The sequence below is a fragment of the Bradyrhizobium sp. STM 3557 genome (assembly GCF_045571465.1).
Lineage (GTDB): Bacteria > Pseudomonadota > Alphaproteobacteria > Rhizobiales > Xanthobacteraceae > Bradyrhizobium.
The window spans coordinates 1272471-1295322 of record NZ_CP120697.1; the positions used below are offsets into that span (position 1 = coordinate 1272471).

Here is a 22852-nt window from a genome sequence, read left to right on the forward strand (position 1 = left end):
GCTCTATTTCTCGACATCGTTGGAACCAGCGAACCCCATCAGCCGAGCGGGCTTTAGGTCGACCTCGATCACGTCACCTGGAACAACCGCAGTGTCGACAGTTGCTTGCAAGGTGTTGACCGCATCTCCGGCCTTGCGGTGAATTTCGACAACAACGTCGTTCTTCGAATTCATGTAAAGCGCGGACCGTGCTCCGCCTACGATCGCAAACTTCTCCGCCACTGCCTTGAGTTGCGACCTAATTTTCTCTAGGGCCAGATCGCTGTCCGCGAGATCGGACAAGGCCTTCTCGCGACGAGATTGAATCGTCTGTTCCAGCTGGATCTGCAAGTCGCCAAGCGATTTTCTCGCTGCCCACGACTGCGACAATCCTGCGAGATACTGCGTCTTGGCGTATGCCAGATCACGTTGCTGCTCCGAGAGCCTGTTCGCAGGAATAACACCCCTGTCGAAATTGCCCTTCATCATTGCCAGCTGCGCCTCCTCCTGCTTTATACTTTCGCTGCCGACTTTGACCCCGTCAGCAAGTGTGCTCAAATCCTGCTGTGTATTGCTGATGGCCGCCTTGAGAGACGAAATCTCCTTCTGAAAAAGTGTGGCACGTTCCCTCAGCTGGTCTTTTTCCAGCGAAACCGCTTGGTTGAACGCTGCAGGCGACACCGACGGGCTTTCCAGATCGCCAAAATCGGCGTCGACCTTACCTTGAAGTTCGGCCTGCAGCCTGCGCCGGCGCAGATTGACCCGCAGGTTTTCCGCAATAAGGGATTCATATTCATTGCGCAGATCAGCAGCACGAATGAATGGGTTATCTCCAAAGCGGAACCGGATCGTGTCCACCCCACCCGCCAGGACGACGGCCTGCCGGACCGTGATGTCCGGCCGAAAGGGATACGCTCCTGGATGCGCGACATCGCCTGTGATGTAGAATGGCCGGTACTCGTCGATCTCCAGCAGAACGTCGGCATCGAGGAGAACTTTCTTGTCGCGATACGCGTCCTGCAGTCGGCTTTGCGCTGCAGAGAGCGGCAGGCCTGCGAGCGCCACATAACCAACCTGTGGGATCGCAACCTGGCCGTCGGCATTGACGGTGGCGCGGTGGGGAGTCGATCCAGAAACCGAGATGTCAAGCTTATCGCCAGGTCCGAGAATATACTCGCTGTGTGCCGGGCTAGATTGAAGGGAGGCGAGCAGCGCGAAAAGCAGAGACAAGACTTGCGACATTCGTCCGGATATCAGCTGCGAGCACACAGCGTGGTAGCGATCGAAGATGCGAGGCCACTCGAACATTTGGCTGTGACGGCGTCGGGCAGCCTGGCGGGCACGGTTGACGGAACCTGGATCGTCTACAAGATGATCAAGCAGAACATCGCACTCGCTTTCGGATGAGAAGTAGAACTGCTCGGGACCTGCCGTCCACATATTGAACGGATTCCGGTGAGCAATGATGGCACTTCCAGCGCCGAGCGCCTCCACAAGCGATGGGTTTGTCCCGCCAACGGTATGTCCGTGGACATAGGCCAGCGCACCCCTGCGGAGTGAGCCGATCGTCTGCCGGTCATAAATCGCTCCTGGGAAGCGCACCTGCGCGCTCGCGGCTGCCTTCACTTGCCTGTGGTAAGCGCTCCGCTCAGGGTCGAGCTTTCCGACGCATACGAGCGAATAGGGACGGCGGCGTCTTGAGAAGGCGCGCACAATCTCCAGAGTTAAATTTTCCGGTTCGATCCGACCAATCGAGACAATGAAGGCATTTGGCTCAAGCCCATAATCGCGCAGGGCAGGCACGTGAGCGCTCTCGACGAGATCGGCACCATAAGGGATCATGAAGATCTTGATTCCCGCGCCCCGGCGCTTCAGGTGCTTGTTGATCTCCGGATGATCGGCGATGAGCGCGCTGGAAGTCGCGCATCCGATCCACTCGTTGAGCAGGAACCAGAGCCGGACGGCAGGAGACCATTTCGGCCGCTTCCACTCAATTCCATCCATGTTGGTCAGAACCGGTCGACCTTGCATGCGTAACAGGGGCAAGAAGCAAGCGGTGTTATAACCCAAGACCAACGCCAGCCCGTCCTCGCGGCGGGCATGCAGAACGCAACGCCAGTCGAAGATCACTGTCGACAACGGACCATCACCCGACGTCGGTATGATCACTCGGCGAATGCCGCGCCAATGGTCGATCGAGAGTTTCGGACCTGGCGTGGAGATTGTGCTCCTGTCGTCTACCTGGCAATAGACAGTGACCTGCCAGCCCTGGTCCACCATATAGAGGGCAAACTTTTCGGCGAAGGTTTCGAAACCGCCGTGAGCAGCAGGGATGCCTCGTGTTCCGAGGATCATCAGTCTAGGATATGCGTTCCGGCTTACACCAGAAACGGACAACGAACTAGCTTCATCGAGCAAACCCGGGTCGGACGGCGGGCCGGCACCGACCTTCCGGATCAAATCCATCAGACTGAAGGATGACATTCGTCCGCCCTCGCCGTCGCTCAGCGCCGGCAGCCGCCCGCGGCAACGTCTTCAGAACTGCCAGCAGGAACGCTCGCGCCGGTTCAACTCTGTTTTAGGCTGGCTGGCCGCTCAGCGACCAAAGCTTCCACGATATTGCTCAGATGCTTTGCTCAGAAGAAAGCGCTGGCCGAACGCGCCGCCGCGGGAAACGGCGACGCCGGGACGTTTGGCGGCTTATCCCGGACATCATGATGAAGCTTCAACAGGTATTTCCCATAATCACTTTTTGCCAGGGCTGCCGAGCGGTGTCGTAGATCGGCGGACGAAATCCAGCCATGACTGAAAGCAACTTCCTCAGGACAGGCAATCAGGTATTTCTGGCATTTCTCAACGTTCCGGACGAACTCGGCCGCTCCCATCAACGACTCTGGTGTTCCCGTATCGAACCAGGCGAACCCACGACCAAGTTTCTCGACCGTCAGCATCCCGCGCGCGAGGTAAGCCCGGTTCAGGTCGGTTATCTCGAGTTCACCGCGTGCTGATGGCGTCAACTCAGCCGCCAGCCGAGGCGCGTTTTCATCGTAGATGTAGGCCCCCGTAACGGCCCAGTTTGACTGCGGTGCTTCAGGTTTTTCGGTGATCCCGGCGGCCTGGCCGACCGCATCGAAGCTAACAATTCCGTAGCGATGAGGATCATCGACCTCATAAGCGAACACTGTGGCGCCCCGCCCGCGGGAAATGGCCGAACGCAGCACACGCGGCAGATCGGGACCATAGAAAATGTTATCGCCCAGTATCAGCATTGACGGCTGGTTCTTCACGAACTTTTCACCGATGAGATAGGCTTGCGCCAAGCCGCCGGGCAGCGGCTGCTCTGCATATTGCAAAGAGATACCGAATTGCGACCCGTTGCCGAGCAGCCGCTCGAATTGTGGTAGGTCGCTTGGCGTGGAGATCAGTAGAATCTCACGGACGTCCGCCAGCATAAGAGTCGTTAGCGGATAGTAGATCATTGGTTTGTCGTAAACCGGGAGCAGCTGTTTGGAGATGACCTGGGTGATGGGATGGAGCCGCGTTCCGGTGCCGCCAGCCAATATGATACCGCGCATGATCTTGACCTTTGTGAGAGCTGCCGGAGTGTCCGCGCTTCACGGGCGTGACGACAAGCGCGACAGTTGAGAGAGTTGGGCTGGGATGCGGTTAGCGGTCCCATCTTCTCCCAAGAGCCCAGACGGCCGCCTCCGTCCGATTTCGAACGCCAAGTCTTCTGAGAAGACGTTGTATATGAATCTTCACGGTACCTTCAGTCACGCGAATCCTCTGAGCAATTGCCTTGTTCGACTCGCCTTGGAGCAGACACTTGAGAATGAACGTTTGTCGAGCCGACAATAGCGGCCGGCCAATAGGCTCCGAGCTAATTGACCCGCCGTCGCCTTCGTCCTTTTTAGCAATGCGCGAGTGGGGGTCCGCACGATCGCTCCACCCGCGGAGTGATCCTGGACTGCGATAGCGCATAGCGGCGGCCAAAGCGCGGCTTTGGAGCAATTCGCCCGTTTCGGTCCCGGCATGCGGATACAATAACGCAAAGTAGCCGGGACGAAGGTGTTCTGGAGCGAGTAGGGCCAGCGCGACAGAGTCGGCGAGCGTTTCACACGTGACCACGGTCGTCGAGAATGGGTCGTGGATGCAGCGAAACGCCCGAACAAGGTCGTCAATACGGTTCTCAGCCGTTAGCAATGCTATCCAGCTGACTGGATGACGGTCTTTGAATTGCACGAGCTGATGAAGCGTGAAGAGGAAATTTCCGTGAACATCCGCAAGCACCACGATCGGGTCAGCTCCGGGAAGCGTATCCAAGAGCGCGGCCTCGGGGGGCGGGGCGTGCACCCGATAGTCGGCGCGGATCAAAGTCCTGGCAAGCCCGTCCTTTAAGTCTGGATCAGGGCTAACAAGTGCAACGGCTAATGAGGTCCGGTCCATCGCGTGCAGCTCCAGCAAAGCATCTTAGGGATGCACTGCTGCTCCACTTGCGGCCCTGCTTTGGCCAGCTGGAACCACGCTGCGCGCATGGAGATTGGTCGGAATCTGGCTCCCCATTATTTCAAGCAGGACCTGAACGCGTCCGGCAGTATTAAGCCGCTGCAATATCCCGAGCTGGCCAGCAAAAGGACCAGCAATGAGTCGCACACGATCACCTAGCGCAACATCCTGACAATATAGAACCTCTCCCGCGGGAGTGCTTGACGCAATAAGGGTTTCGACGACGCCGGACTGCACAGGCGCGGGGCGCTCATCGTACATTATCAATGTGGTGACTCCGTGGGTACCGTTGATGGCGCGCCATCTATCGCGCGTCGGATCGAGCGCAACAAACATGTAGCGTGGAAAGAGGGGGGCGAGAATCGTCTCATGCCGGCGGGCGTGTCGGACTGTCTTTGGTAGCAACGGCAAAAAAGTCCGAAAGCCCTGATTCCTAAGGTTCAGTTGCGCACCCGCCTCCCGATTTGGCAGAGTGTAAACGGCATACCAGCGCTCGCGTCGGGACGGTGAGGTAACAAACATGTAGTTCTACTCGGCGCTAGCTGTTGGGAGGTGAGGCTACTGGTTTAAAGTTGCATGGCGAGCAAGCGGACGAACCGATGGTCCAACGCTACCGCACTTCGGGTGAGCCGGACTGTCCGACGCGTCGGACATGGTTCACACGTAAATTAATACGCGGGGCGTGTTCTGCGCTAACCCGCGTTCTCTCTTGCTTCGCCTCGCAGCACTTGATCGGCGGAGGCCATTCCTACCCACAGATTATGCGCAGAGGTCTCGCGATATGCAATTATGTCGATTGGGGTAGGGCGGGGATGTATGCCGATCGGGTGAGCAGGAACGGTAGAGACGTGTTTCGTTCGAGAGTGTCCGCGAGGACGGGCTCGTGATGTCATGGGTCTGTCACAGATCTTACAAGTAAATCGCTCAAAGTGAGGACACTCGAAGCGGCATGTCATGCCCGCTGAGCGGGCATCGCGGCTCGTTTTTCGTACCCATCCAAGCATGCGATATCGTTTATTGACCCGTTAGCGAAGTGCGAGCTGCCGCTTTTAGGTCAGCTCTGGATGGTGCAGTTATTCTCATCGAGCGGATCGATCGCCGATCTTTTTTGTGCTGCTGCATTTCTACGTGCTGCTACAGGCCCCGCTCCTTGGCCGCACGGCGCGGGCGTACGATGACGCGCTTAACCGCACTCTTGAAAAAGGCCAAGAAAAACGCGATTTTCCGCGAGCGCCTCTCCCCAAGCTGCTGTATTAATCTGGCCATTGATCACGGTAGGTGTCGAGCACTCGCCTCAGGCTACGGAGCCTTTTTCGTGCACAACACCGGAGCGTTGGTGTAGCCGCATTTGTTTCCGTCATGCGACCCTATTGCGTTTTGACCTGCCCCTGAGAATTTCCTCCAGGAGGAGTTAGAGTCCGGCCTGACGAGGACGGACAGATGAAGCGAGCACGGTTCACGGAAGAGCAGATCATCGCGGTGCTGAAGGAGCACGAGGCCGGCGCCAAGACGGCCGATCTGGCTCGGAAGCATGGGATCTCGGAAGCGACGTTTTACAACTGGAAGGCTAAATACGGCGGCATGGACGTCTCCGAGGCCAAGCGGCTGAAGGCGCTGGAGGAGGAGAACACGAAGCTGAAGAAGCTTCTGGCCGAGCAGATGCTTGATGCGGCGGCGCTCCGTGAGTTGTTGTCAAAAAAATGGTAGGGCCCGCCGCCAAGCGCGCCGGCGTCGCGCACCTGAAGGCCAAGATGGGCCTGTCGGAACGGCGGGCCTGTTCGATCGTGGGAGCGGACCGGACGATGATCCGCTACTGCTCTTGCCGGCCACCGGATACTGAGCTTCGTGCCCGGCTGCGTGAGCTTGCCAATGAACGCCGCCGGTTCGGCTATCGGCGACTGTTCATTTTGCTGCGGCGGGAAGGCGAGCCATCGGGGATCAACCGTGTCCACCGGCTCTATCGGGAAGAAGGGCTCGCCGTGCGTAAGCGTCGGACCCGTCGCAAGGCAGTTGGCGTCCGGGTGCCGATCCTTCTGGAAACGAGGCCGAACGCGCGCTGGTCCCTGGACTTCGTCTACGACCAGTTCGCCAACGGTCGGCGCTTCCGTGTCCTCAACATTGTCGACGACGTCACCAAGGAATGCCTGGGTGCGATCCCGGGCACGTCGATCTCCGGACGGCGGGTGGCCCGGGAATTGACGGCGATCATCGCGCGGCGTGGCAAGCCGGGCTCGATTGTTTCCGACAACGGCACCGAGTTCACCTGCAACGCCATGCTGGCCTGGTGCAAAGAAACCAGCATCGACTGGCACTTCATTGCGCCGGGTAAGCCGATCCAGAACGCCTTCGTCGAGAGCTTCAACGGACGCATGCGCGATGAGTTCTTGAACGAGACGCTGTTCTTCGACCTCAATGATGCCAGGACCAAGATCGCGGCATGGATCGCCGACTACAATGGCGATCGCCCGCACTCGTCGCTGAGATACCTCACGCCGGCGGCCTACGCCGCCACATTCACCGCAACGGACGATCGGCTGCGCAATCCCGGCCAGCTCCGCCGATCGCCCGTTGCTCCACCCGCGCCAATCGGCGTACAAAACCCTGAGACTCTAACTGCTACTGGATGAAAGTTCGGTGGCAGGTCAGTTTGCCGACACCCTCAAGCACTGGTCTTTTCCTTGATGTACGCTGCGGCATCCGCGTAGCAGTAGAGATAGACATCGTGGTTAAAGCCACAGTTTCTCTCATATTCTCGCAGGCATGCCGTGTAGCGTACAACGATCTCGTCCCGGCCTAGGCTGACGGCCTTGTAAATGCCGTAGCCGATTCCAATCAGAGCGAGAATCCCGACGAGAACGGCAGCGCTGCGCGCGGTCGTCCTGCTAGTGCCCGGCTGCGGCGCGACCGGCTGGCGGCCTCTCAAACCGGTTGACTTTGCCGTCTCGTTCTTGTCGACGAAATCTTGCACGACACGGTCCCAACCGGTCTTCATTTTGGTGGCTGGAATAGTCCAGCGTTCGGCGTCCCAATCGACTTCGCTCCACTCCATTTCATTGACCATGCCGGGGCGGGGAATGGTCAGCGCATCGAAGCGCAAGGCCAACAACGTCACTAGACCTTGCTCTCGGCCATGGTGCGCTGATGGGCTTGAAGACGCGCGTCACGTCGCGTGGTTCGGTGACGCCGGGACGCGGCGTCGAAATATTGGCAATCATCTGCCCCTTCAGGTTGCGGAATCGATTGTAGCCGTCGCCTTCGACACAGTCGCAGACTTGCTCGCCGATGCTACGCACGCGGTCGCGAGTTTCGAGCTTTCCCTCGGCTTCGTATGAACGCATAAGAGCGAGCACGTCCGGACGCTTGATGCCCTGCCTGCACAGCTTGCCGAAGCGGTTCTTGATGTAGCCGACGCGCAGTTCAAGCACCTCGATGGTCTTGGGGTCGCGCACCGCGACGATCCTGCCGCGTTTGACCCTTTCGACCTTCTTCTTTGCGAGCCACTCGTCGGCCCATTTCCCGAAAGGCCGGGAGGCGGCCTGCCTGTGCTTGTCGAGCTGCTTCTCGATGCTCGGGTCTTTGCCGTCCTTGAGCAGATCTTTGGCCTTGTCGCGCTCGCGCCGCGCGTCGGCGAGCGAGAAGGTGCCATCCTTGCCGTTGCCGTAGGGCCGATGGAGTAGGTTTTCTGCCGGCCATGGAAGCGGTAGTCCATCCGCCAGAGCCTGGAGGCAGCTTTGCCGGGCCTGCTCACGTCCGGCGTGACGAAGAGATCGAGACCGCCACCGGTCACGTCGGAAGTCTTGGCGGGGCTCCACGCGCCATTCTCGAATCTGGATCGGGCGGCGCGTCGGTCCTGATCTGCTTGGGGTTGGCGCACGCGCCATCGTTCTTGCGGGCCATCTGCTCAATTCCTTCATTCGGAACAGCGAAAGGCGCCGTGAACGTTTGCTCTCCTGATACCAGCAGGATACCAGCAAATCGGCCGGCTGGGATCGGAGGAGAACAAACGGTGACGAACACCGACCTACGCGGAAGTGCCTATTTTCAAAGGGTTTCCAAGCACTGCGCGGACGCTTTAGAACGGGCTTGAACAGCCTGGTTGGTGCCCCTGGCCGGCAGTCGCCTATTCCCGCAACCAATTGAATTTAGGGTCATTTTATCTGTCAATTGCTACCGATACCAGCAGAAATACCAGCAAGATGACGCGTGGTGTCAGCTGGTAAAAATATAACAGCAGACCTCCACGGCAGCGGGCACGCCCCTTGCCATTCCGGTCTCCAAAATCGCCCCGACCGGAATCGAACCCGGCTCCGACTCGAAGTCCCAGCGGGACTCGACTTAACGCAATATCGCGAGGTTTAGGGGGGTCTTTGTCCACGTGCACGCGAAACCAATTATCGAAAACGCGGGATCGCGCGACGCTGATCCGCAATCTGCTGGGCGTCCAATGACGAGGGCGTCCTGATGTCCGAAAACACTGAACAAGACGCTGCCGACTATCGACTGCGATACTGCCGCCGGCGGCGACCCACTGCGCCCACGGCTTCCGCTCGACCGCGTCGAACCTGCTCAACCAGGAGGCGCGTACGACGGTGATGTAGTGGAGGCCCAATTCGCCACGTCCCGGAGGAAAAAGCGGCGATGGCGCAACGAGGTGTGTGGCGCCATTTTGGCAACGGCGACAAGAACGACATCCACGGCATCGATAACCGCACGGCTATTGGGCCGAGCGCATGCGTTTAATGCAGCATTGGGTCGAACGCATCGATGGCCTGCTTAACGTTGAGCCCGCCATCTCGAGGTCGGCGGCCTAGTTTGCTCTCGATTCGACCCTAGGCAACGAGGCGTGATATTCGTCCACGCTGTCGAGGTCCACCATGGTCTTGCCTCCCATCTTATAGGCTCTGATCAGCTCCTTTGCGATCAGTTCATAAGCCTTAGTCTTTCCGAATTTGCCATAGCGGCAACCGTCCTTGAGCTCGACGAGCCGACGCCGCTTATTGTTGTCATTGTCAACCATGTTTCTTACATGTGCTTAGATGATCTGCGCCACGACCTGATCAAGCCCCGCTGAGCGAGACGGGCATTGCCTTGGCGCGGCCTTGGTGTCGACGCGGGCTTATCATGAAGGCACTGCTTTTGCGGTAGTTGACGAGATTGCTGCTGACTTGTTTCGATGGCATCTGTGCTTGACCCAATTGCCCAGGATGCGTCGATCTATATGCCCTGGGCGTCAAACAAAAGGCTCTCTGATGCCGTCGCCAAGTCCTGCGCGCCGTAGCGTACAAATCGGATAAACCGGAAGCGCTGTTGGCAAGCTCGTAATCTGCCGTCCAGTGCTCACTTGGTCCCGTTGGTTACCTTCGGGTGTGTAGAAATGCCATTCAACCTCACAACCTGAAGATCATAGGTTCAAATCCTATCCCTGCAACCACTTCTGTCATGACTCGCTCACCGTCCCGGTCTAACCAACGGGGCGGGTTCCGGGAATCAGGGATCGCGACGCCCAGGTTCGGCTGTGCGCAGCGCTATCGTTGGACTTCGTCGAGAGTAAGGATAGAAGTCCTCTCGGACAGAACCTTGCCTCTACTCCGAATCTGAGGATCGGATCAGCCGTCTTCGCCGGCCTCATGCTTCAAAACCGTGATGATCTGCTCTTCCGTGAACCGCTTACGCTTCATCTGTCCGTCCTTGGTCGGGCCGGACTCTAAATCGTTCTGGAGCAAATTCTTAGCGGCAGGTCAGCCGCCCTCTCAAACGGCGATTTCGACCCATGTGAGACCTCGGGCTTCTTATCAGGGCATCCAAGCCAGTCTTGGTTGCGACTCGCAGCGATGATCCGACGCCGACACGCGCCCACCCTCAGCGCGCCGGACCCGGGGCGAAATTCACGCTGGTATGCCGAGCGACATCGTCAACTAGCCGCTAGGTACTGACACGAACGGGCTCAAGGCGGGCCATCAAGCGCTTGGGACCGCGGAAGGCGATGGTGCGGATGTATTCGACGTGCTGCTCCTCCACCAGGGTAAGCGCTGGATAGCGCCTGACGATCTCCTCGAGCAGCACCCTAACCTCTAGTCGGGCCAAGGGTGCACCCATGCAAAAGTGCGTACCCTTGCCGAAGGAGACATGCTCGTGCGCATTCGGCCGCCTGATGTCGAAGCGGTCGGGCTCGGGAAATAGCCTTGCATCATGGTTGGCGGCGCCGAGGGCAAGCAGAATGTTGGCGTTGGCGGGAATGGTGATTCCCTGCACCACCGTCGCCTCTCGGGTCCTACGCCGCCAGCACACAACCGAGGAGGCAAACCGCAGCACTTCTTCAACCGCGGTAGGAATGAGGGAGGTGTCGCTGCAGATCGCCTGCCAGCTGGGGCGGTGGCTAAGCAGCGCCAGTAGCGCGTTGCCGGAGAGGTTGGTGGTGGTCTCGTGCCCTGCTGCAGTAGCCCGAAGACTAACGACATGATCTCGTTATCGGATAGTGCCGGTTCAACCTCTCCGCGGTGTTCGATCAGAAAGCTTGCATAATCGCTCAGCGGGCGGCGCAGGCGATCCTCGACGAGCGCGACGCAGTAGCGCCAGTAGGCCACCATGTCTTGGGCGCCGCGCAGCTGCTCCTCCGGTGAAAGGTCTCCGAAGGTAATCAGCAAGCGATAGTCGGACCAGCGCTTGATGCGCGGCGCCTCGTCAGCCGGAATGCCCATCAGCAGGAAGAGGACCTGGGCCGGGAACTCGTACACCAAGTCGGTAACCAGATCGACTTCGGCGCGACCCTCAAGCGCGTATAGGGCCTCGCGGGCCAGCCGACGTATGTCGGGTTCGAGCATCTGGAAGCGCTTGGCATTTAGGAAGCGCCCTGCGATTTGCCGAAGACGGTCGTGTTTTGGCGGATCGCCGTTGACCATCGTCGGTTCGGCGCCCATGCCAGCCTTCAGGATGGCCAAGGCCTCTGGCACCAGGGGCACGACCGGAGCCAACGCGATGTCAGCCGAGAAACGCGTCGCATCCCGCAGCATGGGCAGAATATCCTCCCGCGTCGTCACGACCCAGTGGTTGATTTCCGGGCAGAAGAACACCGGCTCTTCGGCACGGGCGCGCGCCAAAAACGCGTACATGCCATGATGTTCGAAGGGCTTGAACTGCGCCCCGATACCTGAAGTGGCCATGGCCCGGTCGCCTGCGGTCGACGCCAGCGTCGTCATTTCGTCTCTTTCCGTAGGAGTGAGAAGCGGCACTCTGGAGGGGACAAATCGCGGTTTGATTGCAGCTCACGGGAAAAGCGTTTCAAAAGTAACCTGGCGCACCGCCGAAATCTTGGATTCCGGTCGCCAACGGTGTACTCGCACGAACAAATCACGTCTCGCAGCCGTGCAAAAAGGGGCTGCGCAATGGCAGCTCTTGGGCCGAAGCTGCCGATTCGGAATGCCCGCTGTGCTGCTCGCTTCGAGGGAAGAGCAGACGTCGCGCGGGCAGCCCACTTCGGCAGCGATTGACCCTGTATGGTCCGGCCGTGCGTAGCAGGAAGATTCCGACGGAGGCCACTGTCGCCGAGATCATCCGGTTGAACCTTCAGCAGTTCAATCATCGGGGCACGCTCTTGTTAAGCTATCCCAGCACCTCAATGCCATATCATACTTCAGCTAAGGGGCATTTTCGATGGTCTCAGCGGGATTGCGCTTGACCGAACTCCTGTGATTCAAACTCCCAACCTGGGGGTTCGACATGCGCTACGAACTCGTCAACTATGAGTGGGCTGCCATCAAGCCGATGTTGCCGAACAAACCGCGTGGCATTCGTCGTGTGAACGACCGACGTGTCCTCAATGGTATTTTCTGGGTTCTGCGATCTGGAGCACCTTGACGCGATCTGCCGTTGGCGTTCGGCCCTTACACCATCCGCAAGGCTGATCGGGTTGAAGCCGTACCTCTCCCATTGAGCATCTCGGGTTACATCTGCAACACGGGCTGCGCATTCCGCATTATCCGCGACACAGAGACCGGCTAACGTCCCCGGTTCGGCCGATGGCGGCGATCGCATTGCATCCTTGGCCGAAGCGTGCGGTTGATGTAGCGCCACCTCCATTACCATAACTAGAAGCGGCGGCACTATGCAGCGTGGTCTAATCCACCAATCTCTCGCGTGATGAAGATCGTCGAGGTGGAGCATCGTGAGGAACATCAACAATGGTAGAAATCAAAATGAGTCCGGACAAAATGAGTCCAGACTGGCGAAAGGTAGATCGTAATTCTGCGGCAGCCGACCGCTAATTGAGGCTTGCAGCCGAAGTGTTCAGCGAAATCAGATCGCAAGCCTTCGACCGGCTGCGGCTCGTCGCAGGATCACGCGTTCTCGAAGTCGGTTGCGGCAACGGGATGGAGGCCGAACGGATGGCGGCGTTGATCCCAGGCGGATCTGTGACTGCTGTCGATAGCAGTGCACGGCGAACGCGAAAGAAGCGGTCCAGCTTGTCGCCGGGATGCGCAGTCCTTGCCGTTGATGGTCGCGGCAGCGTGCGAGCGAGCCGTGTCCCTGTGCTGTGTCGGCGGCGGCCGTCGCCAATATTCTCGCCATCAGTACGGTCATGACGCGTCGACGCGGACCTCGAATGGCTGATCCGGCCCGAGGGGCGGAAGGTTCTCGATCGCCTTCGCAACGGCTCAAAGCCAGCTTTTTTCCCCTGCCGCCAAGCGGCGGCATTCCTCGCGGACGTCAAAAAAGCCGGCCTTCCGCCGTCCTCCGCTGCGCTGTGGGCCCTGCGCGCTGCGGGCCGATCGCCCCCGGGCACAAGGGCGCCATCGAGGCCGCGATGGGCGCGGCCCGAGCAAGCAGACGGAGATCACCATGTCGACCATCGGCACTTTCACCGCATCGGGCAACGGCTACACCGGTTCGATCAAGACGCTGACGCTGAACGTCAAAGCCAAGTTCGTTGCATCCGAGAAGGACCACGAGAAGGCGCCCGACTATCGCATCTTTGCCGGTCCCACCGAATTCGGCGCGGCCTGGAAGAAGACCGCCCGCGACAGCGACCGCGAATATCTCTCGGTCAAGCTCGACGATCCAAGCTTCCCGGCGCCGCTCTACGCATCGCTGGTCAAGGTCGACGGCGATGACGGCTTCACGCTGATCTGGTCGCGCCGCGCCGGCGAGTGATCTGGCGCTGGATCATCGGCCCTGCCTCTTCGGAGGCGGGGCCATTTTTGTGTTTCTTGCGTCCGCTGTTCAGGAAGACGAAGGAGCGCTTTTTTTGAAGAGATTGCTAATGGCTCCGCCCTCGCGCGGGCGAGGGTTGAGCACAGAGCGTACCGACCGGGGCGGTCTCCCCGGTCTTCCGCGCCTCTTATCTGATCTAAGTACTTTCGACTGGAACGACGCGTGCAGACGCGCGCGGATCTCGCGCGCCCTTGTCAGGCGGGGGATACCCCTCCGCTCCCGGCCGCCCTTGCCCTTGCTTCCCCAGGTCTCGCCGACGGGCAGGGTTGCAGCGCAGCGCTGCGCTTCACCTGACAGGAGACGACGATGAACGTGACAGTTTCTCAGCACGGCGGGCAGAAGGTTTCGGGTGGATTCCGGGTGGACATCTCGCGCGGCCAGCGCATTGGCCGGGTGTCGTCGGAGTGGTTTGCGCGACCCGATGACGAGAGATATCTGAACCTGCCGGACCTCTATGACGCCGTGCGCAGCCGGGCAGAGTGCGCCCAGGCTCGCACCGTCGAAAGCCGATCCATTCGCGTCGAAGCTGCCCGAGACAACGCCGAGCGGCTGGCCCTGATCGTTCCCGGTCGTGACGAACCGGTGGCGCCGATGCATTGGAGCTTTGCGCAATTGTGCACGTTGGTCGGCGCGCTCGCCGTTTACTTGCGGCAACTGCCCACCCCATTATCGGCCATCAACCTGCAGCATGGCCTGCTGTCGCACTGTGCCGCACTGGTCAAAACCCTGGAAGCCGACAGCGGCCGGGTCGAGCTTCGCGCCGTTACCGGGCCGGACTACGGCCGTATCTGGGATCACGAACTGGTCGCCGCCGTCATGCAGATCGCCGGCAATGGCACCGGTGACGCACGGTGGAAAGTGCCGGGCGTGCTGGACTGGTCGAGCATGACCCACAATCCATTCGTAGATGTCACCAGGGACAACACCACGCTCTATGCAAGTGACCGCGACGTGTTCCTGTTTCTGGTCGACGACACCAACCCGATCGAAGCGGGACGGCTGCCGGATGGTTCGCCGGATGTCTATTTCCGGGGCTTCTACTGCTGGAACAGTGAGGTCGGTAGCAAGACCCTTGGCATTGCCAGCTTCTATCTGCGCGCCGTCTGCATGAACCGCAATCTCTGGGGCGTGGAGAATTTCGAGCAGATCACCATCGACATTCGAAGTTTGCCGCGCAGCGGTTTGCCCATGAGGCCGCGCCCGCATTAACGAACTCTGCCCACTCCTCGCCTGCGCCGTTTGTCGCCGGTATTGCAGCCGCCCGGCAGCGGATCGTCGCCCGCACCGACGAGGACCGGGACAGCTTTTTGCGTAAGAGCGGCTTTTCCAAGGCCGAGACATCGAAGGTCATTGAAGCCGTTCTTGGTGAGGAGAACCGCAAGCCGGAGAGCGTCTTCGACTTCGTGCAGGGCATCACAGCACGGCAAGGCGCATCTAGACGCGAGATTGGAGCTCGAAGGCAAGGCCAAGCGCTTGATGGAGCGTGCCAGCTAAACACGACCCGCGCAACCGGATGACACCGGTTGCGCGTTCCTCTGTGCCTTTGATCTGCATCGCTGCCGCTCTGGCCAACCTGAGCGGCGGCCGGCCGCTTGAAAACGGCCGGGGCTCGCCGGGCCATCGGCCCGGCTCGCGACAGCGCAGAAATCCAACAACCGATCACAGGTACGACGTTCAAGCGGACGGACGAATTCGTCCCGCGGCTTTGAACTGCGTCGGCTGCCCGATCTCGCAAGATCGTCGGCTGTCGCGACTTCACGACGCCAGGAAATGGCCTACGACGTTGACCCGCAGTGACGGTGCCGTCGGTTACTTCCTGCCGAGAGTTTCCGAATAATCGACACGCGTATTCGCGTCAGCCGCGACGAAAGTTGGACGAAGCGCGCCGCCTCGACGCACTACTGCTGCGTTCAACCTTGGCCATCGGCGGCGGTGCATTTTCGTAGCCTAACGACTTTGAACAGACGATTGTCCAGCATCCGCCCGCGTTCTCAAGTGCAGCCGGTCTGCAGCGGAATTGCCGAGAGACCGTCGCCCAGGTGGGGACGAGCAATGGGAATTCCATGCCGTTATTCTGCAATAAGATGGCATGAATTCCGCAGTTGGACGGCAGGTTGTTAGCAGCCTCACGGAGGAGTTAGCGAATCTCCGATTGCAGGACCAATGCAAATCGGCGTCTGAAGTGAGGCTGGATCAGAAGGCGCGCAAGAAAGCGGGAAGCAAAGCGAAGGCTCAGGGAAGAAAAGGAATGGAGTTTTCACACCCTATGCACCTGCGGTCTAGCCTATAATGCGGATTCAGATCTCTACGAAGAAAATTTATTGCAGATTGGCCGCTTCTAGCTTCGCGAGCCTATACTGCATAGCTTGCAGAGGATCGATTGGAAATCGAGATCAACGGACTCGGTCGTTCAGCCATAAACTTGCAGGCCGACGGCGGACCCAGCACTTTGAGTCGGGCGATCGGGAAGCGAATAAGCTAACCACCGAGCGATCGATTCTGACCTTTGTCCGTCTATCTCCGGTCAATGCTATGCATTGGTAGCCTGCATAATCGGGTCTATTGTGCGTTGATCTGGCGAGGTATGTAGTAATTGCCGGCAATCGCACTTTGTCGCATTTGGCGGGAGTTTTCGTATTCTAGTGTGTGGGCAGGATGAGAGCAGGTAGTAGACGACCGTTGAGGGCAGGATAAAGCGCACAAGGTGCGCGCGGTCGGTGGGCTGGGTGCTACCTGAAAATTCCAGCGATCCGGCAAACATTGCGCCATATCAGGCGCACCTTGCGACTTTCGGGAACGCGTTATCGCAGCTCAACTTTCGACACCCCGTGAGCTCAAGATGACCGGAAACGACGATTTTCGCATCCATCCAGGTCGCATCCGCTCGACGCGTGCGGCTCGTACAAAACCGTTCCTGGCGCAGGCGCTCCAGGCCGCGCAGAAAGCCGGCGGTCTCTCGCGGGCGGGCCAGAGGCGCGGCAGCACGTTTGGGCGTGGCCGCTCCGCGAGCCTTGCCGCGTCAAGGCTCCTGGGCAGCCGCACCCGCGGAGCTGTCGTCAAGGCACGGGTCGTGCGGCGGATGCGATCGCCCGGCGCGCTGCGCGCCCATATCGGATATCTCCAGCGTGACGGTGTCACCCGCGATGGGTCGCAGGGCAGGTTGTTCGATGCGGCCGGAGAAGAGGCGGATGGCCGAGCCTTCACTGAACGCTGCAAGGACGACCGGCATCATTTCCGGTTCATCGTCTCGCCCGATGATGCCGGCGAGCTCTCAAGCTTACGGACCTTCACCCGCGAGCTCATGGACCAGGCTTCGCGCGACCTCGGCACGCGCCTTGATTGGGTCGCCATCGACCATTGGAACACGGAGCACCCACACGTCCACATCCTCGTGAGAGGCCGCATCGATGACGAAGACCTCGTCATCAGCCGCGATTATATTTCAAGGGCTTGCGCGCCCGGGCCGGTGATCTCGTCACCCGCGAGCTCGGCCCGCGATCGGAGCTTGAGGTTCGTCGTGGCCTTGAGAATGAAACGACGGCCGAACGCTGGACACGGATCGATCGGGTGCTTGCCCGGGAAGCGGGCGCAGCGGATGGGGTGGTTGATCTCCGGCCAAGCCGGGATGCCACGCCTGATCCGCTGCGGGAGTTTCGAATTGGCCGGAGCGGACCTTGGAGCGGTTGGGTCTGGCTGAACCTGCGGGACCAGCACGTTGGGTGCTAGCGGCTGACGCGGAGCAACGCTTGCACGAGCTGGGCGAGCGCGGCGATATCATCAAGCGCCTGCACAAGAGCCTTACGAAGGATGGCACCACACGCGCCCCGTCATCCTGGGCGCTCGAAGGCGAACGCCATGGCGAGCCCGTGATCGGCCGCCTCATCGCCCGCGGGCTGGATGACGAGTTGAGGGGCTCGGGATTCGCTATCGGCGACGGCATCGACGGGCGCGTTCATCATCTCAAGCTCCCTGATATCGAAGCGGCCGGTGATGGGCCCATCGGCGGTATTGTGGAGCTGCGCCGTTTCGACGATGCAGGGGGCCGTCAGCGGGTCGCGCTTGCGGTCCGCTCGGATCTCATTCTCGACCAACAGGTGGCCGCGGAGGGGGCGACCTGGCTTGATCGCCGGCTGGTCGCCCGAGAAGGTGGCGAGCTTTCACCTGCCGGTTTCGGCGCCGAGGTTCGTACTGCACTCGATCGGCGGATCGATAGGTTAGCCGAGCAGGGGCTTGCTCGCCGCGACGGAGATAAGGTCACCATCGGGCGCAATCTTGTAGGTACGCTGCGCAGCCGCGAACTCGATGCGGTCGGGCGGCGCCTCGCCTCCGAAACAGGACTGTCGCATCTGCCGGCCGAGCCAGGGGAGGCCGTCACAGGAGTTTATCGCCAACGGCTGTCGCTTGCTTCCGGCCGCTACGCGATGATCGACAACGGCCTGGGCTTTCAGCTCGTACCCTGGATACCTTCCCTGGAACGCGAGCTTGGCAGGCATGTGAACGGCATTGCCGGTCCCGGTGGCGTTGAATGGAGTTTTGGACGCAAGCGCGACCTCGCGCTCTGACCATCCGATTTCTACGCCACCTCGCGTCTGACTACGATGGCGAGCGGATTGTCTTTGAATATTGCACAAGGCGGGCATCACCTCCGCGCATGTCCGCAACCAAAATCCTCTGGGGCCAGCTTCTCATTGCGTCGCTGCTCGTGCTCGCCTTTCTCTGGACGGCCACCGAGTGGACCGCTTGGCAACTCGGCTTTCAGCGGCAGCTCGGGCCCGCCTGGTTCATGATCGGGCCCTGGCCCATGTATCAACCACTGGCCCTATTCATCTGGTGGTTCAAATTCGACCCTTATGCGCCGACGATTTTCCTCCAGGGTGGCTGCATCGCCGCAAGCGGCGGGATCGCGGCCATGGTCGTTACTGTTATCCTGTCGGTCTGGCGGGCAAAGGAAGCCCAGCATGTCACGACCTATGGATCAGCGTGTTGGGCCGATCCAAGAGAGGTGCGCCGTGCCGGCCTTCTTGGACCCGATGGCGTCGTGCTCGGTCGTTTGGGCGACCGCTACCTGCGACACAACGGCCCCGAGCACGTGTTGTGCTTTGCGCCGACCCGGTCGGGAAAGGGAGTCGGTCTCGTCATTCCGACCCTTCTCACATGGCCGTATTCGACGATCGTTCACGACATCAAGGGCGAAAACTTCCAATTGACCGCCGGCTTTCGCGCTCAGTTCGGGTCGGTGCTTCTGTTTAATCCGACCGATCCCGCGAGCGCCGCTTACAATCCATTGCTCGAGATCCGTAAAGGAGACAACGAGGTACGCGATGCGCAGAACATCGCCGACATTCTCGTTGATCCCGAAGGCGCACTGGAGCGGCGCAATCATTGGGAGAAAACCAGTCATTCTTTGCTTGTCGGTGCCATCCTACACGTCCTTCACGCCGAGGACGATAAGACGCTGGCAGGGGTCGCCAACTTCCTGTCGGACCCGTTACGCCCAATCGAGGTAACCCTGAACGCCATGCTGGCGACACCGCACCTCGGCGAGCGCGTCCATCCGGTGGTGGCCTCGGCGGCGCGCGAGCTACTCAACAAGAGTGAGAACGAGCGATCGGGCGTGTTGTCGACGACCATGAGCTTCCTGGGACTTTACCGCGACCCCGTGGTCGCCAAGGTGACGGGCCGAAGCGACTGGCGCATCCGTGATCTGGTTGATGGGGATCAACCCATATCTCTGTATCTGGTGATCCCGCCCTCCGACATCGCCCGCACAAGCCGCTGATGCGCCTCATCCTTAATCAGATTGGACGGCGGCTGACCGAAAGTTTGGATACCGACCGACGCCGGCAAAAGCTGCTGCTGATGCTCGATGAGTTTGCGGCCCTCGGCCGGCTGGATTTTTTCGAAAGTCAGCTAACCTTCATGGCAGGCTACGGGATCCGAAGCTTCCTGATCACGCAGAGCCTGAACCAGCTTGAACGCGCCTATGGCCCCAATCACGCGATACTCGATAATTGCCACATCCGGATCGCGTTCTCCACCAATGACGAGCGCACCGCCAAGCGCGTATCGGACGCGCTCGGGACAGCAACCGAGATGCGCGAAAGCGTTGGTGTTTCGACCGCGCCCGACCCGGTCTTCGATGCAATCGAAGGCCACCGCCGAGCCTTCGAGGAACTGGGGCACCTGCTCGCCGAGCAAGATGCTGCCGAGCGCGAGCTGCGGCGTGCGCCCGGCGGCGGACGGCCTGAGCTGGAGGCCAAGTTGACCGGCCTCTGCGGGGCGGAAGGAGCACTTGGTCGTGCTGAAATAAAGGCCTCGCGTCGGCTCGCCACCACGGTGCCGGGAAGCCTGAAAGGAGCAGCCGCGGCGCTACAGTATGTGCGCGCGTGCTACGAAGTCGGCCAGTACCCGCTCTACGAGGAGGATGGCTACCGCCTTCTGCTGCTCTCGACTGAACGTGCGATTTGCGCGGCCGCGGGACTCGCCTTTCCGCGCTTCGGCAGGAGGGATAGCCCCGCTGCGACTGACTAGGTGGATAGGTGGACGCATCTAGCGCCTGAACGAGTGCTGGGCGGGCAAGCGAGAACTGAGTTGGGTCAACCAGAGGCGCCGACTTCGTCACCAGGTCGGCTGTCAGTGGACCGGCTCTGGTCCCAAGCCGGGCCTCGAATACCGCGATGACAGGCTCAGGCTTTTTTCTATCGGCCAGCGGAGGCTTTCCGGAAGCGTACGATGAATTTGGTGAGATCGTTCTGATCCAATTGCGCAAAACACAAACATCTTTGATCTGGCGAGATGACGCCTAGTATCGGCCATCCCGCTCGCCATTGAGTCGCCGCCATTGCAGCGCGGCGCTAAACAAAAGTGAGAAGCGGGGTTCGCCACACTTCTTGTGTTCTACTCCGGTACGACCAGAGCCTTGGTCTTCCGCAGCGCGTCCATCACTTCTCGAGGCAGCTGTAGATGCGCATCGACAACCTCCAGTGGGGTCGATCCCATCCACGTGTCCAGAGAGAAATCCACGAAGTAACGGCTCTTAAATGTTTCAAGAAATCGAAATGGAGTAGAACCTGTATTCTCGAGATAGTGACCCATACCGACCGGGACGTAGCCGACGTCTCCCGCCCTGAGATCGAACGTACGCGCCTGGCCTTGGCCCGCAAATACGCCATCCGAGCCTCACCTTCGATAACGCAAAGCCATTCATCTCCGTTCGGATGCCAGTGCAGTTCGCGCATTCCGCCTGGATTTACCTCGACCAGCGCAGCTGCAGTCGTCGTGTTGATCGGAAACAAGCGAGAATCGTTGACGCGCACGGTTCCGCCCTTCGTTCGAATGGGTTCCTGCACCATCAAGCGCCACGTATAGCTTGTCTCCACAGGGGTTGAGCCCCGAATGCCGTCCGAGCTCAGCGGGCCGGGCAATGGAGCCGGGAAAATATAACGCTCGCTTTCCTCCGGCGTGTGGCCAAACAATGAGGCCGATACTCCGATTCTTGCCGAGCACCTCGTTCGGTGTATGCTTGAACCAGTCGTTGATCATGAACGTGTTGTCTTCGTCGAAATCGCCATCGTCGAACACGAGAAGAAACTCGCAGCCGTCGGGACCGAGCCCCTGGATTGAATGCGGTGTTCCGGAGGGGAAAAACCAAAGATCGCCGGCACCGACATCGTCGACAAAGTAGCGACCTTCAGGATCGATTGCCGTGATACGAGCTGTTCCATGGAGCATGTAGGCCCACTCGGAAGCCTTATGCCAGTGCATCTCACGCACACCCCCGGCATTCAAACGCATGTTGACGCCGGCCAGTGCTGTGGCCACGCCCAATTCACGCCGGGTCACCTGGCGGGTCCAGTCACCTGTCTCCAGCCGCATGTGGGCATCAGAGAACGAGAATCGCAGGTTCGGCAGTGAGCCGTGATCGGTCAAAGGTGGCACGAGAATATCTGGATTCTGTTGGTCTCGTGCCAAATTACGCGGTCCTGGATCAGAGCCGCCGCGGCCTGGGCGCTGTGGCTGAGGAGCGGCGCTTCCCGTTTGCGCTTGCGCGACTGCAGTTGTTGTCAATAGACCGCTGGCAGTAGTCGCGACGAGCATTTGACGACGTGAAATCGAGTCCATGGGTTGTTTCCAGTGGCACGGCACTATTGAGCATCGTTATCGCGGACGTGCGTCCAGGATAGTCGAGGGTCATGCAGCCGATGCAGCAGTTGCCAAAGTACGTGAGTAGCGACGATCGGGATGTGTGCGGATTCGAACTCCGGCCGAAGTGAAAGCATTTCAGCCGAAAGATGCGTTTGCTGCATTGATCCCACGAGGCATACTGATAGGCAATCACAGGCGACCTGATCACCTCATCTCATACTCGATGCCCGAATATGCGGCGCATTGTGCTAGGCTGCGTGGACCAGGGCGACCTCGCCCCCGTGATTACAGAAGCTCATTGAGGCATCGGGCGGCTTTGGTGCCGGATCGGGCCAACCTTGATCTCGCGGGTGATGTCGCCTCGGGTGTCGATCATGCGGAACTCGTCGGGCAGCAGCGAGGCGCGTCGGCGATTTCTCGACTCGAGATCGGTCCGCACCGTGTCACGCAAGCGCGTTTGTCTCCACGTGATCCCGAGCTCGGACCGTCCACGCGCGTGTTCACGTCGGTCTTGTCTTCGGCCAGGCCGGGGCAGACCAGGGGAAGGCCAACGCTCATGGCCTGGTTGACGCTGCCATAGCCACTGTTGGTGACGAATACGTCCGTTGGAAACTGCTTGATCGCCGCAACTGCGGCAGTTGCCGAGGAAATAACCGGACTCGCCGCTCGCGGCTGGCTGTCGGGATCGGGCTTCCCTCGGTCGAGGCGAAGCAAGCGAATCAGGTTGCCGATCCAGACCCGCGACAGCTCCGGAGGCCAGGATCATGCCGTAGGATCAGCGATCGCTAGCTTCAGCCAGGTGCAGATCGAGAAGCCGAGCGTTGGAGTCGCCGTTTTTCGATTAAGCACGATCATCAGCCCTGACGGCGCTCCAAGGTATAGGTGCCTCGCCCATGCGTACGATATAGGTATTTGAAGCGTGGTGCGGCTGCGCGCTAAGCAGCGATGATGTCGAAGTTGACCGGCCACCGCTGAGATGCGGGGCTGACCTGCAGGTCACGCGGCTTGACGCGGA

13 protein-coding genes and 7 pseudogenes are annotated in these 22852 nt (G+C 60.0%); 7 read left to right on the top strand and 13 right to left on the bottom strand.

Going from position 1 to position 22852, the window contains the following annotated elements; translation table 11 throughout:
- Positions 1-3 precede the first annotated feature (3 nt).
- The 4 genes from P6U24_RS05735 to P6U24_RS05750 all read right to left on the bottom strand — a co-directional run bounded on the left by P6U24_RS05735 (position 4) and on the right by P6U24_RS05750 (position 5007).
- Positions 4-2463 (bottom strand): DUF1972 domain-containing protein, encoded by a 2460-nt coding sequence (locus P6U24_RS05735; RefSeq protein WP_407158214.1) that lies wholly within the window; start codon positions 2461-2463, stop codon positions 4-6.
- 152 nt (positions 2464-2615) lie between these two features.
- On the bottom strand, positions 2616-3554 hold the full coding sequence (gene rfbA / locus P6U24_RS05740) for a glucose-1-phosphate thymidylyltransferase RfbA (RefSeq protein ID WP_407158215.1): 939 nt from the start codon (positions 3552-3554) through the stop codon (positions 2616-2618).
- Positions 3555-3645: 91 nt separating this feature from the next.
- Complete coding sequence (locus tag P6U24_RS05745) at positions 3646-4425, bottom strand: response regulator transcription factor (RefSeq protein ID WP_407158216.1); 780 nt, start codon at positions 4423-4425, stop codon at positions 3646-3648.
- A gap of 24 nt (positions 4426-4449) precedes the next feature.
- Positions 4450-5007 (bottom strand): transcription termination/antitermination protein NusG, encoded by a 558-nt coding sequence (locus P6U24_RS05750; protein WP_407158217.1) that lies wholly within the window; start codon positions 5005-5007, stop codon positions 4450-4452.
- Positions 5008-5925: 918 nt separating this feature from the next.
- On the opposite strand from P6U24_RS05750, the gene P6U24_RS05755 reads away from it, so the two are divergent.
- Positions 5926-7112, top strand: a protein-coding gene (locus P6U24_RS05755; protein ID WP_407158218.1) for an IS3 family transposase whose coding sequence is annotated in 2 segments (ribosomal slippage) — positions 5926-6178 and positions 6178-7112 — 1188 coding nt in all. Because the reading frame shifts where the segments join, the coding sequence is not laid out codon by codon here.
- 32 nt (positions 7113-7144) lie between these two features.
- On the opposite strand, the gene P6U24_RS05760 is transcribed toward P6U24_RS05755, so the two are convergent.
- The 5 genes and pseudogenes from P6U24_RS05760 to P6U24_RS05780 all read right to left on the bottom strand — a co-directional run.
- Positions 7145-7597, bottom strand: a complete 453-nt coding sequence (locus P6U24_RS05760) for a hypothetical protein (RefSeq protein ID WP_407158219.1) — start codon at positions 7595-7597, stop codon at positions 7145-7147.
- Positions 7536-8297, bottom strand: coding sequence for a phage integrase central domain-containing protein (locus tag P6U24_RS05765; RefSeq protein ID WP_407158220.1), 762 nt, complete (start codon positions 8295-8297; stop codon positions 7536-7538). Before P6U24_RS05765 ends, P6U24_RS05760 begins: the two co-directional genes overlap by 62 nt.
- 995 nt (positions 8298-9292) lie before the next feature.
- On the bottom strand, positions 9293-9502 hold the full coding sequence (locus P6U24_RS05770; RefSeq protein ID WP_407158221.1) for a hypothetical protein: 210 nt from the start codon (positions 9500-9502) through the stop codon (positions 9293-9295).
- 905 nt (positions 9503-10407) lie between these two features.
- Entirely contained in the window at positions 10408-10548 is a 141-nt protein-coding gene (locus tag P6U24_RS05775; protein WP_407160817.1) for a hypothetical protein, read from the bottom strand.
- 21 nt (positions 10549-10569) lie between these two features.
- Positions 10570-10797 (bottom strand): annotated as a pseudogene (locus P6U24_RS05780) (cytochrome P450); the annotation flags it as partial.
- Between the two features lie 545 nt (positions 10798-11342).
- Here P6U24_RS05780 and P6U24_RS05785 point away from each other — a divergent pair.
- From P6U24_RS05785 to traG, 6 genes and pseudogenes are all read left to right on the top strand, one after another.
- Positions 11343-11636, top strand: coding sequence for a hypothetical protein (locus P6U24_RS05785; RefSeq protein ID WP_407158222.1), 294 nt, complete (start codon positions 11343-11345; stop codon positions 11634-11636).
- Between the two features lie 565 nt (positions 11637-12201).
- Positions 12202-12336, top strand: a pseudogene (locus tag P6U24_RS05790) (transposase); the annotation flags it as partial.
- Positions 12337-13320: 984 nt separating this feature from the next.
- Positions 13321-13632 carry a DUF736 domain-containing protein gene (locus tag P6U24_RS05795; RefSeq protein WP_407158223.1) on the top strand — a complete coding sequence of 104 codons (312 nt, stop codon included), beginning with the start codon at positions 13321-13323 and terminating at the stop codon, positions 13630-13632.
- Positions 13633-13998: 366 nt separating this feature from the next.
- Positions 13999-15186 (top strand): annotated as a pseudogene (locus P6U24_RS05800) (DUF932 domain-containing protein).
- Between the two features lie 1345 nt (positions 15187-16531).
- A pseudogene (locus tag P6U24_RS05805) lies at positions 16532-18254 on the top strand (relaxase/mobilization nuclease domain-containing protein).
- An 89-nt stretch (positions 18255-18343) separates the two neighbouring features.
- A pseudogene (gene traG, locus P6U24_RS05810) lies at positions 18344-19911 on the top strand (IncP-type conjugal transfer protein TraG); the annotation flags it as partial.
- Positions 19912-20589: 678 nt separating this feature from the next.
- Here traG and P6U24_RS05815 read toward each other — a convergent pair.
- From P6U24_RS05815 to P6U24_RS05830, 4 genes and pseudogenes are all read right to left on the bottom strand, one after another.
- On the bottom strand, positions 20590-20787 hold the full coding sequence (locus P6U24_RS05815) for a hypothetical protein (RefSeq protein WP_407158224.1): 198 nt from the start codon (positions 20785-20787) through the stop codon (positions 20590-20592).
- A 131-nt stretch (positions 20788-20918) separates the two neighbouring features.
- Positions 20919-21044: pseudogene (locus tag P6U24_RS05820) on the bottom strand (oxalate decarboxylase); the annotation flags it as partial.
- A 118-nt stretch (positions 21045-21162) separates the two neighbouring features.
- A pseudogene (locus tag P6U24_RS05825) lies at positions 21163-21813 on the bottom strand (cupin domain-containing protein); the annotation flags it as partial.
- Positions 21814-22132: 319 nt separating this feature from the next.
- Positions 22133-22288 carry a hypothetical protein gene (locus tag P6U24_RS05830; protein ID WP_407158225.1) on the bottom strand — a complete coding sequence of 52 codons (156 nt, stop codon included), beginning with the start codon at positions 22286-22288 and terminating at the stop codon, positions 22133-22135.
- Positions 22289-22852: the final 564 nt, after the last annotated feature.

Excerpts from the sequence above, each read along its gene's own strand:
- P6U24_RS05795 (WP_407158223.1), top strand. The coding sequence starts at position 13,321 with ATGTCGACCATCGGCACTTTCACCGCATCGGGCAACGGCTACACCGGT.
- P6U24_RS05815 (WP_407158224.1), bottom strand. The coding sequence starts at position 20,787 with ATGGGTCACTATCTCGAGAATACAGGTTCTACTCCATTTCGATTTCTT.
- P6U24_RS05735 (WP_407158214.1), bottom strand. The coding sequence starts at position 2,463 with ATGTCATCCTTCAGTCTGATGGATTTGATCCGGAAGGTCGGTGCCGGC.
- P6U24_RS05745 (WP_407158216.1), bottom strand. The coding sequence starts at position 4,425 with ATGGACCGGACCTCATTAGCCGTTGCACTTGTTAGCCCTGATCCAGAC.
- rfbA (WP_407158215.1), bottom strand. The coding sequence starts at position 3,554 with ATGCGCGGTATCATATTGGCTGGCGGCACCGGAACGCGGCTCCATCCC.
- P6U24_RS05770 (WP_407158221.1), bottom strand. The coding sequence starts at position 9,502 with ATGGTTGACAATGACAACAATAAGCGGCGTCGGCTCGTCGAGCTCAAG.
- P6U24_RS05750 (WP_407158217.1), bottom strand. The coding sequence starts at position 5,007 with ATGTTTGTTACCTCACCGTCCCGACGCGAGCGCTGGTATGCCGTTTAC.